The organism is Acidovorax sp. GW835-FHT14G06 (assembly GCF_058793595.1).
Genome location: NZ_JBXAGA010000003.1, coordinates 442,031 through 458,679, shown reverse-complemented (window position 1 = coordinate 458,679; position 16,649 = coordinate 442,031). Strand labels below are relative to the sequence as shown.

Here is a 16,649-nt window from a genome sequence, read left to right as displayed (position 1 = left end):
GGATTGTAATCACGTTACATGATTTTCCAAAGGAGAGTGCCTTGTTTCTACCGCTTGTAACCCAAAAGAACCTGTTAATAGGCCACTTCGTCTTGTAATCAAGTTACTATCTCGGCGCTTTTCACCTTACCCGTTTGATGACCATGCCTCTCCGTTGCGACCAGTCTGCGCTGTGGCCTCAGTTGGCAGCCCACTACGCCTCCCACGGCCAGCACCTGGACATGCGCCAGGCTTTTGCGCAGGACGCCCAGCGGTTTGCAGCCTTCAGCCAGTCGGCCCCGCATGTATTTGCCGACCTGTCCAAGAACCTGTGGGACCGCGACACCGAAGCTCTGCTGCTGGACCTGGCCCGCGACTGCGGCCTGGTGCAACACCGCGATGCGATGTTTGCAGGCGACGCCATCAACACCACCGAAAACCGCGCCGTGCTGCACACGCTGCTGCGCCGCCCTGCGGGCGTGTCTTTGCCCGGTGATGCGCCCGAGACCGCGCAACGCCTGGCCGACGTGCACCACACGCTCGATGCCATGCTGCATTACGCCGAGCAGGTGCGCAGCGATGCAGACATCACTGACGTGGTGAACATTGGCATCGGCGGGTCGGACCTGGGGCCGCACATGGCCGTGCGTGCGCTGGAAGAGTTCCGCATCCCCGGCAAGCGCTTTCACTTTGTCTCGAACGTGGACGGGTACGAGCTGTACCACGTGCTCAAGGGTCTGCGGCCCGAGAGCACGCTGTTCCTGGTGGCGTCCAAAACCTTCACCACGACTGAGACCATGACCAACGCGCGCTCTGCCCTGGCGTGGTTTGGTGCCCAGGGCGGGCGCGATGTGGCCCGCCACTTTGCTGCGCTGACCACCAACATCGAAGCTGCAGGTGCGCTTGGCATCACCACCACCTTCGGCTTTTGGGACTGGGTGGGCGGCCGCTACTCGCTGTGGTCGGCGATTGGCCTGCCGATCGCCATCGCGATTGGTGCGCAAGGTTTCCGTGAATTCCTCGCGGGCGCGCATGCCATGGACGAACACTTCCGCACCGCGCCACTCGCGCAGAACCTGCCGGTGCGCCTGGGCCTGCTGGATGTCTGGTACCGCAACTTCCACGGCTTTACCAGCCGCTGCATCGCGCCCTACCACGCAGGGCTGGGGCGCTACTCGGCCTACTTGCAGCAGTTGGAGATGGAGAGCAACGGCAAACGTGTGGCGCAAGACGGCAGCACGCTCGCCTGCGTGACCTCTCCCGTGCTGTGGGGCGAGCCCGGCACCAACGGCCAGCATGCGTTCTTCCAGATGCTGCACCAGGGCGCCGACGTGTTACCACTGGAGATCGTGGCCGTGCGCAAGGCCTCGCACCCGCTGCCCGGCCACCAGCAAAAGCTGCTGGCCAACGCGCTGGCGCAAACGCAGGCGCTGATGGTGGGCAAGGCCAGCGACGACGGCCACCGACACTTCCCGGGCAACCGCCCCAGCACGCTGATGCTGCTCGAATCACTCACCCCCACATCGCTGGGCGCGCTGATTGCACTGCAGGAGCACCGCGTTTTTGTGAGTGGCAGCCTGTGGGGCATCAACAGCTTTGACCAGTGGGGCGTGGAACTGGGCAAGGTGCTGGCCAAGGACCTGGAGGCCCGGCTGGAGAGCGGTGATGTGGCGGGGCTCGATGGCTCCACCGCTGGCCTGCTGGGCCTGCTGCGCAACCGTGCCTGACCCTCACGGCACAGCACAGTCCTTGGGGTAGCTCTGGCGGAAGACCGGGCGCCCCACCGGCAGAAACCGGCACGGTTGCTGGCCGACAGCCAATGCATCAGGAGACACACCCCATGGCGATTCCGCCCCTGCCGGACTTCCGGTCCGCTGCCTTTTTGCGCCAGCATCTGCGTGACACCATGGCGTTCTATGCCCCCGTGGCCACCGACCCGAGCGGCGGGCAGTTCCACTTCTTTCTGGACGACGGCACGGTCTACAACACGCGCACCCGCCATCTCGTCAGCGCCACCCGTTTTGTGGTCACGCACGCCATGCTTTACCGCACCACGGGTGAGGCACGCTACCAGGCGGGCATGCAGCACGCGCTGCAGTTTTTGCGCACCGCATTCCTCGACCCCGCGACGGGCGGATATGCGTGGCTGATCGACTGGAATGATGGCCGTGCCACCGTACAAGACGCCACACGCCACTGTTACGGCATGGCCTTTGTGATGCTGGCCTGTGCCCGCGCTTACGAGGCCGGAGTGCCCGAGGCACGCGAGGGGCTGGCCCAGGCGTTTGACGCTGCCGAACAGCACTTCTGGCAACGCAGCACAGGCTTGTATGCCGACGAGGCCAGCCCTGATTGGCAGCTCACAGGCTACCGGGGCCAGAACGCCAACATGCACGCCTGCGAGGCCCTGATCTCGGCCTTTCGCGCCACGGGAGAGTGCCGCTACATCGAGCGTGCCGAACAACTGGCGCAAGGCATCTGCCAGCGGCAGGCCGCGTTGTCCACACGCGCCCTTGCGCCCGCAGCCGAAGGTTGGGTGTGGGAGCACTTCCATGCCGACTGGTCGGTGGACTGGGACTACAACCGCCACGACCGCAGCAACATCTTCCGCCCCTGGGGCTATCAAGTCGGCCACCAGACCGAATGGGCCAAGCTGCTGCTGCAACTCGATGCGCTGCTGCCCGCCGACTGGCACCTGCCATGTGCGCAGCGCATGTTCGATACCGCTGTGGAGCGCGGCTGGGATGCTGAACACGGCGGCCTGTACTACGGCATGGCGCCTGACGGCAGCATCTGCGACGACGGCAAATACCACTGGGTGCAGGCCGAGAGCATGGCCGCCGCTGCCGTGCTGGCTGTGCGCACGGGCGACGCGCGCTACTGGCAGTGGTACGACCGTATCTGGGCCTACTGCTGGACCCACTTTGTGGACCACGAACATGGCGCGTGGTTTCGCATCCTGCGCCGCGACAACCGGAACACCACCCGCGAGAAGAGCAATGCGGGGAAGGTGGACTATCACAACATGGGGGCGTGTTGTGACGTGCTGGGAGCGTTGGGGGAGGTGTGAGTGAGAATGGTGGCTATCGGCGGCGGAAGCCGCCTATCGAAGGATCCGAATGCACGCATCCGAATTTGTGGGGAATTGGTATTCCCTCAAAGGCGAATTGGTAGCAGCCTTTACCAAAGCCGATAGCGAGACATCTAGGAAGATAGTTGCCTTGAATTTGACGCCTAGTCAGTACAAGCAGGTCGAAAGCATCGTTGATGACGTTATACGCGACACCATGTACACGCTGCTGCTGGGACTTGATGGCGCTGCCAGGATTGGGAAAGATCAACAGCACTTCACAATTGCGTGCGAGGATGGTCACCCGATCGAAAATCTTGCGGACGAGGCTTGGAAGCGCTTCCAAGGCAATCGGTAGCCAAGGGCTTCGGTCTGCTATGGGCCCAAACCCGAAGCCCGGAACCTCTCTCTCTGTGCAGAAACCCGTACCACGCACTCAGCCTGCGAAGAAATTCACCGGTAGTCCCTCCATCTCCACCCGAATGCTGAACAGCGAGCCTGCCGGAATCGCTGCCTCCTGCTCCTCAATCGGCCTCCCCGCCCTTGCCGACGTGATGAACAACGTCCGCAAATCCTCCCCCCCAAAACACACCATCGTCGGGCACTGCACTGGCACTGCAATGCACTGCAGTACATCCCCCGATGGCGAGAGCTGCAGCACACACGCCCCTTCATACATCGCGACCCAGTAGTTCCCCTCCACATCCACCGCCGCGCCATCGGGCCGCCCGCCGTAGGGCTGGCCTTCCACCTTGCGGTCAAACTGCACCCAGGGGCGGCGGTGGGTGATCTCACCCGTGGTCACATCAAAGTCAAACCGATCGATGCGATGCTCCGGCGTGTTCGACCAGTACATCGTGCGGTTGTCGGGGCTGAAGGCCAGGCCGTTGGCGGTGAAGTTGTCGCCCGCCATGTGGCCCACGCGGTAGCCCGTGGCGCTGGCCGGGTCGGCCTGCAGGCACCACAACGCGGCATCAGGCGCAGTGCGGGGCGTGATGACCGAGCCCGCCCAGAAGCGGCCTGCGGTGTCGCACCGGCCATCATTCAGGCGCAGCACAGCGGTGTCGTGCTGCTCAGGTGGCAGCAGGGCCAGGCAGGTGAGGGCGGTGGGGGCCGCGCTGTCCTTCGTCGTATCCAGAAGATAGAAACCGTTTCGTAACCCGATTACCAACCCGCCGCCCGCCGCAGGGACGCAGCAGCCGGGCTCGCTGGGCACGGCCCATTGCCGGTGTTGCCCAGTGCTGGGGCTCCAAGCATGCACGGCAAAGCCCTGAATGTCGCACCAGTAGAGCTGTTGCTCCTCGGGGTGCCAGAAGGGGGATTCGCCCAGTTCGGACGGCGGCAGGGGCAGCGTGTGCAGGGTCATGGGTTGAAACGGGGTGGTTATCGAGTTACATTTTAGGGCCTCAGACAACAGGCCTTGGCGCAATGCACGGGCCGAGCCACCCACCGATGGAGACTTCCATGCACCCAGTTGTAGCGCGCGTGACCGAGCGCATTGTCCAGCGCAGCGCAGACACCCGCGGCGCTTACCTTGGCGGCGTTGACGCCATGATCGCCCGCAAGCCCGCGCAAGACCGCATGGGCTGCGCCAACCTGGCCCACGCCTATGCGGCGCTGCCGGGCTCGGACAAGTTCAAGGTCACCGTCGAAAAGGCGCCCAACATCGGCGTGGTCACGGCCTACAACGACATGTTGTCAGCCCACCAGCCCTACCAGAGTTACCCTGCCGTTTTGCGCGACGAAGCTGCCCAGCACGGCGCGACGGTGCAAGTGGCCGGCGGTGTGCCTGCGATGTGCGACGGCGTGACGCAGGGTACGCCCGGCATGGAGCTGTCGCTGTTCTCCCGCGATGCCATTGCCATGGCCACTGCGGTAGCGCTGTCCCACGATGTGTTCGATGGTGCGCTGCTGCTGGGCGTGTGCGACAAGATCGTGCCGGGCCTGCTGATCGGTGCGCTGCACTACGGCCACCTGCCCTGCGTGTTTGTGCCCGCAGGCCCCATGGGCACGGGCCTGTCGAACAAAGACAAATCCAAGGTGCGCGAGCAGTACGCACAAGGCCTGGTGGGCCGCGAAGAGCTGCTCAAGGCCGAGTCCGCCGCGTACCACAGCCCTGGCACCTGCACCTTCTACGGCACTGCCAACAGCAATCAGATGCTGCTCGAAGCCATGGGCCTGCATGTGCCCGGCGCGGCGTTTGAAGCGCCTGGCACCGAAGCGCGCGAGGCCTTCACCCGCCAGGCGCTGCGCACGGTGCTCGACATCGGCAAGCGCGGCAGCCGCTTCACACCCATTGGCAAGCTGGTGGACGAGCGCTGCATCGTCAACGCCATGGTGGCGCTGCTGGCCACAGGTGGCTCCACCAACCATCTGATCCACTGGGTCGCCATTGCGCGCAGCGCGGGCATTCTGATTGACTGGACGGACTTTGACGAACTCTCGTCCGTGGTGCCGCTGCTGGCCCGCGTGTACCCCAATGGCGATGCCGATGTGAACCAGTTCCAGGCGGCAGGCGGCCCGGCGTGGATCCTGCGCGAGCTGCTGGCGGGGGGCTTCATGCACCCCGATGTGATGAGCGTGAACGCAGGCGGTATTGCCGATGGCGGCAAGAGCGCGCCCGCCGTGTCGGGCGACACCTCGGTGCTGCGCCCCGTGAGTGAGCCCTTCTCGCCCACGGGCGGCCTGCGCCTTCTGCAAGGTCGCCTGGGCCGTGCGGTGATCAAGGTGTCTGCCGTGCCCGAAGACCGCCACGTCGTCCAGGCCCCGGCCCGTGTATTCGATTCGCAAGAGGCCTTGCTCGCCGCTTTCAGTGCGGGCGAGGTGAACCAGGACATGGTGGCCGTGGTGCGCTTTCAGGGCCCGCAGGCCAATGGCATGCCTGAGCTGCACAAGCTCACGCCGCCGCTGGCGGTGCTGCAGAACCAGGGCTTCAAGGTGGCGCTGGTTACCGATGGCCGCATGAGCGGCGCGTCGGGCCGCGTACCCGCTGCCATCCACGTCACGCCCGAGGCACTGGCCGGGGGCCCGCTGGCCAAGGTGCGCGATGGCGACATCGTGCGGGTGGATGCGGTGGCTGGCACGCTCGATGTGCTGGTGGATGACGCCGAGTGGGCGGCACGCGCCCTGGCACCCTACAACGCCCCTGCACCGACCGGCTTCGGCCGCGAACTCTTCACCAACTTTCGCCGCCACGCAGGCGGTGCCGAACAAGGAGCCTGTACATGGCTGTAACCACAACACCCGCCCCCATGAACCCGCTCGACATCGCCAGCCACGGCCCTGTCATCCCCGTCATCGTGATCGACCGCGTGGAAGACGCGCTGCCCCTGGCGGAAGCACTGCTGGCTGGGGGTGTGAAGGTGCTGGAAGTCACGCTGCGCACCGCTGCGGGCCTGCCCGCCATTGAAACCATTGCGCGCCACCTGCCCGAAGCCGTGGTGGGCGTGGGTACCGTGCTCAACGCCGATGACGCCCGCCGCGCGAGCGAAGCCGGCGCGCGGTTTGCCGTGAGCCCTGGCTACACCTCGGCCGTGGGCAGCGCCTGCAAGGGCCTGAACCTGCCGCTGCTGCCCGGCGTGGCCACGTCGAGCGAGATCATGGCGGCGCTGGCCGATGGGTTCTCGTTCCTCAAGCTGTTCCCGGCCGAGGCCGTGGGGGGGATTCCGCTGCTCAAGTCCTGGGCCAGCCCGTTTGGTCAGGTGAGCTTTTGCCCCACGGGTGGCATCACCAATGCCACCGCCCCCAATTACCTGGCGCTGCCCAACGTGCGCTGCGTGGGTGGCTCTTGGCTCACGCCCACCGATGCAGTGCGTGCGGGCGACTGGGCGCGCATCACGCAACTGGCGCGTGACACCCAGGCGCTGCGCAAAGCGGCTTGAGCGGTCGCTGCAGCGGGATTGGTAGCGAAAACCGCTGGATGCGCTAGTGCAATATGCACTGATAGCTATAAAAATAAGAGCAATTGACGCCTCGTCGCGTGGCATTGGCGGCACAGCGAGGCTGCTGTGCACGCCAAGCCCGCTGGACTTGTCGTAGCGCCCCCCTATCATGGCCACGCGGGGTAACCCGTGACCAAGCAATGATTGTTCAAGAGAGGGAGTTCGCTATGGATTTTGTTTCGGCTGTCAAAAGCTGCTTTGCGCAGTACGCAGGGTTTTCGGGCCGTGCGCCACGTTCCGAGTTCTGGTGGTTTGCTTTGTTCCAGTTCGGGGTGCTGGTGATTGCCACCATGATCAGTCAGGTGCTTTACGGCATTGCCGCCCTGGCCCTGCTGCTGCCTGCGCTGGCCGTGGGGGCTCGACGCTTGCATGACATTGGCCGTTCTGGCTGGTGGCAACTGCTGTCGCTCACCGGTATCGGCACCCTGGTGCTGATTTACTGGTGGGTGCAACCCAGCGGGGAGTAAAGCCACGGCATGCCAGCGTCTTGAGTTGGCCCTGTAGAAAAAGAAAAAGCCCGCAGACCGTAAGGCCTGCGGGCTTTTGTGTGATGGGCTGCGCAGTCAGCACCAGGCCGCTGCGCAGGGGCCTGGCAATTACATGCCCATGCCGCCCATACCACCCATGCCGCCCATGTCTGGCATGCCGCCGCCAGCACCGGCTTCTTCCTTGGGTGCTTCTGCAACCATGGCTTCGGTCGTCAGCAGCAGCGATGCCACGGAGGCCGCGTTTTGCAGAGCCGTGCGGGTGACCTTCGTGGGGTCCAGAATGCCCAGTTCGAGCATGTCGCCGTAGGTGTCGTTGGCAGCGTTGAAGCCAAAGTTGCCCTTGCCAGCCAGCACTGCGTTCACCACCACGGAGGCTTCGCCACCGGCGTTGTTCACGATTTCGCGCAGGGGAGCTTCCACCGCCTTCAGCACCAGCTTGATACCGGCGTCTTGGTCAGCGTTGTCGCCCTTGATCGAGTCGCCCACGGCTTGCTTGGCACGCAGCAGCGCCACGCCGCCGCCAGCCACAACGCCTTCTTCCACCGCTGCACGGGTAGCGTGCAGTGCGTCTTCCACGCGGGCCTTCTTTTCCTTCATTTCGACTTCGGTGGCAGCGCCGACCTTGATCACGGCCACACCGCCGGCCAGCTTGGCCACGCGCTCTTGCAGCTTTTCGCGGTCGTAGTCGGACGTGGCTTCTTCGATCTGCACGCGCACTTGCTTCACGCGGGCTTCGATGTCAGCAGCAGCGCCGGCGCCGTCGATGATGATGGTGTTTTCCTTGCCCACTTCGATGCGCTTGGCCTGGCCCAGGTCGGCCAGGGTCACCTTCTCGAGGGTCAGGCCCACTTCTTCAGCGATGACCTTGCCGCCCGTCAGGATGGCGATGTCTTCCAGCATGGCCTTGCGGCGGTCGCCGAAGCCAGGAGCCTTCACAGCCACAACCTTCAGGATGCCGCGGATCGTGTTGACCACCAGCGTAGCCAGGGCTTCGCCTTCGACTTCTTCGGCAATGATCAGCAGCGGACGGCCGGCCTTGGCCACTTGCTCCAGCGTGGGCAGCAGGTCGCGGATGTTGCTGATCTTCTTGTCGAACAGCAGCACGAAGGGGTTGTCCAGAATCGCGGATTGCTTTTCGGGGTTGTTGATGAAGTAGGGCGACAGGTAGCCGCGGTCAAACTGCATGCCTTCCACGACGTCCAGTTCGCTGTCCAGCGACTTGCCGTCTTCCACGGTGATCACGCCTTCCTTGCCAACCTTGTCCATGGCGTCAGCGATCAGCTTGCCGATGGTTTCGTCGGAGTTGGCGGAGATCGAACCCACTTGGGCGATTTCCTTGGAGGTGGTGGTGGGCTTGGAAGCCTTCTTCAGCTCGGCAACCAGGGCCGTCACAGCCTTGTCGATACCGCGCTTGAGGTCCATCGGGTTGATGCCAGCGGCCACGTACTTGAAGCCTTCGCGCACGATGGCTTGTGCCAGCACCGTGGCGGTGGTGGTGCCGTCACCAGCGTTGTCGCTGGTCTTGGAGGCCACTTCCTTCACGAGCTGGGCGCCCATGTTCTGCAGCTTGTCCTTGAGTTCGATTTCCTTGGCCACGGACACACCGTCCTTGGTCACGGTAGGGGCGCCGAACGAGCGCTCCAGCACCACATTGCGACCCTTGGGGCCCAGCGTGACCTTGACCGCGTTGGCCAGGATGTTCACGCCTTCAACCATGCGAGCGCGGGCTTCGCCGCCGAAAACTACGTCTTTTGCTGCCATTTTGGAGCTCCTAAATTTGGTTCAAATTGGCTGCTGGCGCTTATTCAATAAGCACTAGCAGCTATGAAAAGATGAGTGATTCAGAGGGGAAGAGAAATTACTTCTCAACCACTGCAAACAGGTCGTCTTCCTTCATGACCAGCAGCTCGTCGCCGTTGACCTTGACGGTCTGGCCCGAGTATTTGCCGAACAGAACGCGGTCACCGACCTTCACGTTCAGGGCGAGCACTTCGCCCTTGTCGTTGCGCTTGCCGGGGCCGACGGCCAACACTTCACCTTGATCGGGCTTTTCGGCGGCGTTGTCAGGGATCACGATGCCGGAAGCGGTCGTGGTTTCGCTTTCAATACGCTTGACGATCACGCGATCGTGCAGAGGGCGAAGGTTCATTGCAATGCTCCTGTTTTCAGTAAAAAAAGCTGAGGGACTCAATCAGCCCCGGCCATCCGGGGCCACCAAACTGCCAGCAGAGAGCACAGTGTTAGCACTCGTCTGCGGTGAGTGCTAATGATACGGGCATTTGTGGCCATTTCAAGACACCCCCCAGAACATGTGGGGGAAGTTTCTTGTCTCCGCGGCTTTCAGGTGGTGCCATCCAGCATCAGATCCAGGTTCTGCACCGCTGCCCCCGAGGCCCCCTTGCCCAGATTGTCAAACACGGCGGTCAGCAACATCTGACCGTGACGGGCGTTGCTGAACACACCCAGCTGCAGCCGGTTGGTGCCGTTCAGGGCTTGCGGGTCCAGATGCTCGGTTGCTTCGGTGGTGGCGATGGGCATCACCTCGACGAAGGCGGCGTCGGCGTAGTGCTGCTGCAGGCAGGCGTGCAGGTGTTCGCCTTGCGTACCCGGCGCGAGCTGCCGCAGATGCAGCCCGATGGTCAGCACGATGCCCTGGCGGAATGCGCCGTACGAGGGCAGGAAAAACGGGCGCTGCGACAGCCCGGCGTGTTGCGCGATCTCGGGCGTGTGTTTGTGCTCCAGCTGCAGCCCGTAGACCTGGAGGGCGGGCGCATGGGCTGCCTTGGGGCCTTCGTGGGCTTGCACCCGGGCACGCCCACCGCCGGAATATCCCGACACCGCGTGGATGTTGAGCGGGTGGTCGGCAGGCAGCAGGCCGGCCTGCACCAGGGGCCGCAGCAGGGCCACGGCGCCGGTGGGGTAGCAGCCGGGGTTGCTGACGCGTTGCGCCTTGGCGATGCGTGCGGCCTGCGCCGCATCCATCTCCGGAAAACCATAGACCCATTGCGGGGCCGTGCGGTGGGCCGAGCTGGCGTCAATCACGCGCACGGCGGGGTTGTGGATGGCGGCGACGGCTTCACGCGCAGCGGCGTCGGGCAGGCACAGGATGGCGATGTCGCAGCTGTTGATGGCCTCGGCGCGGCGCGTGGGGTTCTTGCGGTCGGCCTCGGGCAGTGTCAGCAACCGCAGGTCTGTGCGGCCGTGCAGGCGCTGGTGGATTTGCAGGCCGGTAGTGCCTTGGTCTCCATCAATGAAGACGAGAGGTCGGGTGGTCATGGTGCGGACTCCTGGCAGGGGTGGGGGTGGGATGTGGAATCTTCAGCCCCGATCTAAAATTTGAAAAGTTGAATTTCACAAACATCAAGATCAGTTCTGCTGAACGTCATGCGCGAACTCAATCTCGACCGGCTGCGCACCCTGGTCACCATCGCTGACCTCGGGTCCTTTGCGGAAGCTGCCCGCACGCTGCACCTGGCACCGCCCACGGTCAGCCTGCACATTGCGGACCTGGAGGCGCTGATTGGTGCGCCGTTGCTGGTGCGCAAGCGGGGCGAGGTGCGGCCGTCCGGCGCGGGGGAGGTGCTGGTGGAGCGGGCCCGGCGCCTGCTGGCCGATGCCGATGAGGCGATGGACCTGGTGCTGCGCCAGGTGCAGGGGCTGGAGGGGCGTGTGCGGTTGGGCGCCTCCACCGGCGCCATTGCGCACCTGCTGCCCCAGGCGCTAGAGGTGCTGGGCCAGCACCACCCCGGCATTGATGTGCAGGTGGTGGTGCTTACATCGCAAGAGACGATGTCGCGGCTGGCCCTGGGTACGCTGGATGTGGGGTTGGTCGCCTTGCCGATGGCCTCGGTGCGCGGGGTGACGGTACTGCCGTGGCGGCGCGACCCGGTGATGGCGTTCGTGCCGTCCGCCTGGACAGCACCCCGGCGGGTCACGCCGCAATGGCTGTCCGGTCAACCGCTGATCCTGAACGACAACGGCACCAGTCTGTCGCGCCTGACAAGCGATTGGCTGGCCCTGGCGGGCGAACACCCCAAGGCGCGCATCCAGCTCAACTACAACGATGCCATCAAGAGCCTGGTGGCGGCCGGGTATGGGGCCACGCTGCTGCCCCACGAGGCATCAACCGCCACGCCGCTGGATCCGCGCATCCGCATGCTGCCTGTGCAGCCCCGGCTGTGGCGGCCCCTGGGCATTGCGCACCGTGCGGGGGCTGTGGAGCGCGCTACCCAGCATGTGCTGGACGTGCTGTGGCAACAAAAGCAGGTGTGACACCAGTCCATGTAACCCGCTGAGGGCAGCGTCACCGGCCTTCTTCCCATGGCTGCTGGCCACTGCTCAGGCTGCGTCATCCCCGATGCGCAATTGGGTGTCGGACACATAGCGATGTGGCGGCACCTCCAGATTGGTGGGCGCAGGCTTGTTCTTGAAGACGCGGCCCGCCAGGTCGAAGGTGGAGCCGTGGCAAGGGCAGAAGAAACCACCTTGCCATTGGTCACCCACGCTGGGGTTGGCAGTGCCAGCAGCCACGGCCGTGGGCGAGCAGCCCAGGTGGGTGCAGATCCCCACCGTGACAAACACTTCCGGGCGGATGGAGCGTTGCGGGTTGCGGGCGTACTCGGGTTGCTGGTCCTTGCGCGAGGCGGGGTCGGCCAGTGCTGCGTCTTGCTGCGGCAGGGCGGCCAGCATCTCGGGCGTACGCCGCATGACCCACACGGGCTTGCCGCGCCATTCCACCGTCTTCACGCCGCCGGGCGGCAGGTCGCTGATGTCCACCTCCACACTGGCGCCCATGGCCCGCGCGCGTTCGCTGGGGGCAAAGCTGGACACCAGGGGCACGGCAACCCCCGCAGCTGCCACGCAGCCAGCGGCGGCCGTCAGCAGCACCAGCTGCCTGCGCTCTGCATCGCGGTCGCCGTCAGGGCCTTGCAGGCGACCATTGGGGGTGGCAGGAGTGAGGGGCATGGGGCGCTTTCAGAGAGGTGGAATGGGGCCCGCCATCGCAGGAAAAATGCTTTTCCGACTGGGGGAGGGCTGCCGTCCGCAACGTTGCCGGGCGGCAATCGCTTACCGCAAACGGCGTGCCATTACCCACCAGCTGCACGACACGCTGGGCGCCGTGCATGAAAAGCCTTTGCATTCAATGGGTTGCATGGGTGGAACGGTCGGGACCGTTGTGCTGTCAGGCCGGTGGGTGCCAGACTCACTGCCATCGGGGCTGCCAAACCGACTGCCAACTGCCATCCATTGCAGCCCACATGGCATAGATCAAATGTCCGCTGGCGAAACGGGTGCACCGTCGGTGCACTTGCATGTACCGAGGTTTTGCCATGTCCCGTCTTCCCGCTCCGCCTTCCGAACTGGTGTCTTTTCTGGAAGGGCTGACCGAGCCGCACATCTTGCTGGACGACCGCCACCACATCCTGGCAGCCAATGGCGCCTATCGCCGCCAGTTCGGCGTTGCAGGCTGCGTGGTGGGCCTCACTTGCCACGCCGTGTCCCACCATGCCAGCGTGCTCTGCGATCAGGCGGGCGAGTCCTGCCCCATGGCGCAGGCGCGCGCCTCGGGGCAACGCGAAAGGGTGCTGCATGTGCACTACACGCCCCAGGGTGAGAAATATGTACAGATCGAACTGACCCCGGTGGCAGGGGTGGAGGGCGCCCCCGGCTTCTTTGTGGAAAAAATGCTGCCCCTGCCCGTCGCGGCGCAGCCGGTGTCTGCGGCGCAAGGGCTCATCGGGCGTTCGCCCGCGTTCCAGAAGATGCTGGGCCTGGTGGCGCGGGTGGCGCCGTCGCGCGCTGCGGTGTTGCTGCTGGGTGAGTCGGGTACGGGCAAGGAGCTGGTGGCCCATGCCGTGCACCAGGGGAGCGTGCGGGCGCGGCGTGCGTTGGTGCCGGTGGATTGCTCCAGCATGCCCGAAGCGCTGTTCGAGTCCAAGCTGTTTGGGCACGAAAAAGGGGCGTTCACCGGTGCGACCCAGGCCCGGCCGGGGCTGATGGAGGCCGCAGACGGCGGCACGCTGTTTCTGGACGAGGTGGGGGACATCCCCCTGCCGCTGCAGGTCAAGCTGCTGCGCCTGCTGGAGACCGGCACCTACCGCCGCGTTGGCAGCACCGAGCAGCGGCACGCCGACCTGCGCGTGGTGTCTGCCACACACCGCAACCTGCAGCACATGGTGGCCGAAGGGCGCTTTCGTGAAGACCTGTACTACCGGTTGAGCACCTTCCCCATCCACCTGCCTCCGCTGCGCGAACGTCAGGGCGACACAGCCCTGCTGGCACGCGCGTTGCTGGAGCGCGTGTCACCGCCACCCCGCATGCTGCACTTGTCCGGTGCTGCGCTGGCCTTGCTGGATGCACAGCCCTACCCAGGCAATGTGCGTGAGCTGCGCAACCTGCTGGAGCGCACCGCCTTGCTGTGCGATGGCGACACCATCGACGCGGAGCATGTGCAGCAAGCGCTTGCCTGTGGCCTGCCACCGCTCGCGGGCGGGGTGGCGCAGGGCGCAGGGGGGGCGCCTGGCTTGGCTGCTTTGGCGGGGTTGCCACGCCGCCGCCCCGCGCTTGACGACGAGGCCCTGCGCCATGCCGTGGCTGCCCACCAGGGCAGCCGTGTGGCGCTGGCGCGGCGGCTGGGCATCAGCGAGCGGTCGCTGTACCGGAGGCTGAAAACATTGGGTGCTTGACGCCGAAAAGTGAAGGAATTGGCCCCAAGCGCATATATTGATTATGCTGGTTGCTATTGTTTATATAGCATCTGGTGTACCGTTCTCGCTTACACCACTGCATCGGTCGCCAGCGCGCTCAGCACCATGCGCACGATCAGCTCCTCGGCCTTTTCGTAGTCACGCTCGGTGAGCGCAGGCTTGCCCAGCAACAGGGCGAACTGGGCTTCCTGCTCAGCATACGCCTGGGTGACCGACCAGATGATGAACATCAGGTGTGTGAAGTTGACCTTGGCAATGCGGCCCTCGCGCGCCCAGCGCTCGAAGGTGCGCACCTCGGTCTTGAGCAGCGGTGCCACGCGTTCGGTGATGGCCGTGCCATACCGTGGTGCGCCCGCAATCACCTCTTTGGTGAACACCTTGGCGCCCTGGGGGCGCGTGCGCGAGTAGTGCAGCTTGGCGCGGATGTAGCGCCGCAGCGCCTGCTGGGGATCGTCGCTGTGCGACAGGTCTTCCATGCCCGCCAGCCACTGGGTGAGCACATCGTCCAGCACCCGCTGGTACAGCGCCTCCTTGCTCGGGAAGTAGTACAGCAGGTTGTGGCGGCTGATGCCGATGGCGGCGGCAATGCTCTCCAGCGATGCCCCCTCAAAGCCGAATTGCGCAAACTGGTTCTCTGCCTCGGTGAGGATGCCCTGCTCCTTGAGCAAGCGCGAAGCCGTGGGGGCGCGGGGCGCGGTCTCGTCATTGGCGGGTGGACGGACCGCCTTGCGGGGGCGGGGAGGCGGGTTGGCAGGGGACGGGCGGGCTGCAGTCATTGCACCATTGTGGAACAAGCTGGGGCCTGAAAACTGGCCGTTGGCTGGCTGGAGGCTGGCACGCGGTTTGCTGTAGGGATTTTACCAATTGGTAAATTTTTACGGGTTGGTAAATTGATCCACAACGCAGGGCACTGCTGCAACAACGCAGCGGGCACCTGCCCCCCACAGCGAGGACCACGATGAAACCTCCGAAGTTTGCGGGCACCAGCATTCACGCCGGTGCCGCATTGGTTGGCGCCACTGGCTGGCGCTCCAACGCTGCGCGGCGTGCGCTTGCACGCCCCCTGGGCGCCCAGACCCCCACCCTGACCCTCTCGGAGGAAACCTGATGGACACACCCGCAAGCCGTGCCTGCGGCATTCATGCCGCACGCCTGAACCTGGCCGACTACGCCGTGAACTTCAGCGACGCACACCCGCCGCTCACCCGCCCGCAAGCGCTGATCGAGGCCGAGCGCTGCTATTACTGCCACGACGCTCCCTGCGCCACGGCCTGCCCCACCGGCATCGACATCCCGTCGTTCATCCACCGCATTGCGCAGGACAACAACCGGGGCGCGGCCCGGGCCATCCTGGAGGCGAACCCGCTGGGCGGCATGTGCGCCCGCGTGTGCCCCACCGAGGTGCTGTGCGAACAGGCCTGCGTGCGCAACACCAACGAGGACAAGCCGGTGGAGATCGGCTCGTTGCAGCGCTACGCCACCGACGCCTTCTTTGCCCAGCCCGGTGCACCGCTGTTCCAGCGTGCAGCCGCCACCGGCAAGCGCGTGGCCGTGGTGGGCGCCGGGCCGGCGGGCCTGGCCTGCGCGCATGGCCTGGCTGTGCGTGGGCATGACGTGGTGCTGTTCGAGGCGCGCCCCAAGCTCGGCGGCCTCAACGAATATGGCCTGGCCAGCTACAAGACCACGCACAACTTCGCGCAAAAGGAAGTGGAGTGGCTGTTGTCCATCGGCGGTATCGAGGTGCGCACCGGCCAGCAACTGGGCCGTGACATCACGCTCGACAGCCTGCTGGGCGCGTACGACGCTGTGTTCCTGGGCTTGGGCCTGCAGGGCGTGAACGCGCTGGGCGTGGCTGAGCCCACGGTCACCGGTCTGCGCAATGCGGTGGACTTCATCGCCGAGCTGCGCCAGAGCACCGACCTCTCGACCCTGCCGGTGGGCCGCCGCGTGGTGGTGATTGGTGGCGGCATGACGGCGGTGGATGCTGCCGTGCAGTCGCGCAAGCTGGGCGCCGAAGAAGTGACCATCGTCTACCGCCGCGGCGCCGAGGCCATGTCGGCGTCTGCTGTGGAGCAGCAGTGGGCGCAGACGAACGGCGTGACGATCCGCCACTGGGCGGCACCGAAGGAGGTGCTGAGCGAAAACGGTGCGGTGACGGGTGTGCGGTTCGCCGCCACGGCGCTGAGCGGCGGCAAGCTGGTGGAAACGGGCGAAACCTTCACGCTGGACGCCGACATGGTGCTCAAGGCCATTGGCCAGACCTTTGTGGCCGAACCCGTGGGCAACCGCATTGCACTGGAGGGCGGGCGCATCGCCACCGATGCCGAAGGCCAGACCAGCCTGCCGCGTGTATGGGCGGGTGGCGACTGCCGTGTGGGCGGCCGCGACCTCACGGTGGAAGCGGTGGAGCACGGCAAGGTCGCCGCTGTGTCCATCCACGCCGCACTGATGGCTTGAACCCCTT

The 16,649-nt window shown here is 65.2% G+C and carries 16 protein-coding genes; 10 read left to right on the top strand and 6 right to left on the bottom strand.

Annotated features, from left to right (window positions below; genetic code table 11):
* Positions 1-137 precede the first annotated feature (137 nt).
* The 3 genes from pgi to AC1Q64_RS07305 all read left to right on the top strand — a co-directional run bounded on the left by pgi (position 138) and on the right by AC1Q64_RS07305 (position 3,407).
* Entirely contained in the window at positions 138-1,706 is a 1,569-nt protein-coding gene (gene pgi, locus AC1Q64_RS07315; RefSeq protein WP_492250892.1) for a glucose-6-phosphate isomerase, read from the top strand.
* Positions 1,707-1,819: 113 nt separating this feature from the next.
* Positions 1,820-3,049 carry an AGE family epimerase/isomerase gene (locus AC1Q64_RS07310; RefSeq protein WP_492250891.1) on the top strand — a complete coding sequence of 410 codons (1,230 nt, stop codon included), beginning with the start codon at positions 1,820-1,822 and terminating at the stop codon, positions 3,047-3,049.
* Positions 3,050-3,098: 49 nt separating this feature from the next.
* Positions 3,099-3,407 (top strand): hypothetical protein, encoded by a 309-nt coding sequence (locus tag AC1Q64_RS07305; RefSeq protein ID WP_492250890.1) that lies wholly within the window; start codon positions 3,099-3,101, stop codon positions 3,405-3,407.
* Positions 3,408-3,485: 78 nt separating this feature from the next.
* Here AC1Q64_RS07305 and AC1Q64_RS07300 read toward each other — a convergent pair whose 3' ends face one another.
* Positions 3,486-4,415, bottom strand: a complete 930-nt coding sequence (locus AC1Q64_RS07300) for an SMP-30/gluconolactonase/LRE family protein (protein WP_492250889.1) — start codon at positions 4,413-4,415, stop codon at positions 3,486-3,488.
* Between the two features lie 98 nt (positions 4,416-4,513).
* Here AC1Q64_RS07300 and edd point away from each other — a divergent pair, with 98 nt between their 5' ends.
* From edd to AC1Q64_RS07285, 3 genes are all read left to right on the top strand, one after another.
* Complete coding sequence (gene edd, locus AC1Q64_RS07295) at positions 4,514-6,283, top strand: phosphogluconate dehydratase (RefSeq protein WP_492250888.1); 1,770 nt, start codon at positions 4,514-4,516, stop codon at positions 6,281-6,283.
* The gene (eda, locus tag AC1Q64_RS07290) at positions 6,274-6,930 is read left to right on the top strand and encodes a bifunctional 4-hydroxy-2-oxoglutarate aldolase/2-dehydro-3-deoxy-phosphogluconate aldolase (protein WP_291436255.1); all 657 of its coding nucleotides are present in this window, start codon (positions 6,274-6,276) and stop codon (positions 6,928-6,930) included. Before edd ends, eda begins: the two co-directional genes overlap by 10 nt.
* 227 nt (positions 6,931-7,157) lie before the next feature.
* Complete coding sequence (locus tag AC1Q64_RS07285; protein ID WP_056744079.1) at positions 7,158-7,457, top strand: DUF805 domain-containing protein; 300 nt, start codon at positions 7,158-7,160, stop codon at positions 7,455-7,457.
* Positions 7,458-7,586: 129 nt separating this feature from the next.
* Here the strand turns inward: AC1Q64_RS07285 and groL are convergent, their stop codons facing one another.
* The 3 genes from groL to argC form a co-directional block, all read right to left on the bottom strand.
* Complete coding sequence (groL, locus tag AC1Q64_RS07280) at positions 7,587-9,239, bottom strand: chaperonin GroEL (protein ID WP_056058489.1); 1,653 nt, start codon at positions 9,237-9,239, stop codon at positions 7,587-7,589.
* A gap of 97 nt (positions 9,240-9,336) precedes the next feature.
* A complete protein-coding gene (locus AC1Q64_RS07275; RefSeq protein ID WP_108615608.1) occupies positions 9,337-9,627 on the bottom strand; it encodes a co-chaperone GroES in 291 nt (96 codons plus the stop codon).
* 191 nt (positions 9,628-9,818) lie between these two features.
* Complete coding sequence (gene argC, locus AC1Q64_RS07270; RefSeq protein WP_291436266.1) at positions 9,819-10,754, bottom strand: N-acetyl-gamma-glutamyl-phosphate reductase; 936 nt, start codon at positions 10,752-10,754, stop codon at positions 9,819-9,821.
* 108 nt (positions 10,755-10,862) lie between these two features.
* On the opposite strand from argC, the gene AC1Q64_RS07265 reads away from it, so the two are divergent.
* The gene (locus AC1Q64_RS07265) at positions 10,863-11,750 is read left to right on the top strand and encodes a LysR family transcriptional regulator (protein ID WP_291436268.1); all 888 of its coding nucleotides are present in this window, start codon (positions 10,863-10,865) and stop codon (positions 11,748-11,750) included.
* Positions 11,751-11,816: 66 nt separating this feature from the next.
* Here the strand turns inward: AC1Q64_RS07265 and petA are convergent, their stop codons facing one another.
* Complete coding sequence (petA, locus tag AC1Q64_RS07260; protein ID WP_291436269.1) at positions 11,817-12,443, bottom strand: ubiquinol-cytochrome c reductase iron-sulfur subunit; 627 nt, start codon at positions 12,441-12,443, stop codon at positions 11,817-11,819.
* A gap of 365 nt (positions 12,444-12,808) precedes the next feature.
* Here petA and AC1Q64_RS07255 point away from each other — a divergent pair, with 365 nt between their 5' ends.
* Entirely contained in the window at positions 12,809-14,164 is a 1,356-nt protein-coding gene (locus tag AC1Q64_RS07255; protein WP_492250887.1) for a sigma-54 interaction domain-containing protein, read from the top strand.
* Between the two features lie 89 nt (positions 14,165-14,253).
* On the opposite strand, the gene AC1Q64_RS07250 is transcribed toward AC1Q64_RS07255, so the two are convergent.
* Positions 14,254-14,961, bottom strand: a complete 708-nt coding sequence (locus tag AC1Q64_RS07250; RefSeq protein WP_291436273.1) for a TetR/AcrR family transcriptional regulator — start codon at positions 14,959-14,961, stop codon at positions 14,254-14,256.
* 182 nt (positions 14,962-15,143) lie between these two features.
* Here AC1Q64_RS07250 and AC1Q64_RS07245 point away from each other — a divergent pair, with 182 nt between their 5' ends.
* The gene (locus AC1Q64_RS07245; RefSeq protein ID WP_291445432.1) at positions 15,144-15,293 is read left to right on the top strand and encodes a hypothetical protein; all 150 of its coding nucleotides are present in this window, start codon (positions 15,144-15,146) and stop codon (positions 15,291-15,293) included.
* Positions 15,293-16,642, top strand: a complete 1,350-nt coding sequence (locus tag AC1Q64_RS07240) for an NAD(P)-dependent oxidoreductase (RefSeq protein ID WP_492250886.1) — start codon at positions 15,293-15,295, stop codon at positions 16,640-16,642. The genes AC1Q64_RS07245 and AC1Q64_RS07240 overlap by 1 nt, the downstream gene beginning before the upstream one ends.
* Positions 16,643-16,649 lie beyond the last annotated feature (7 nt).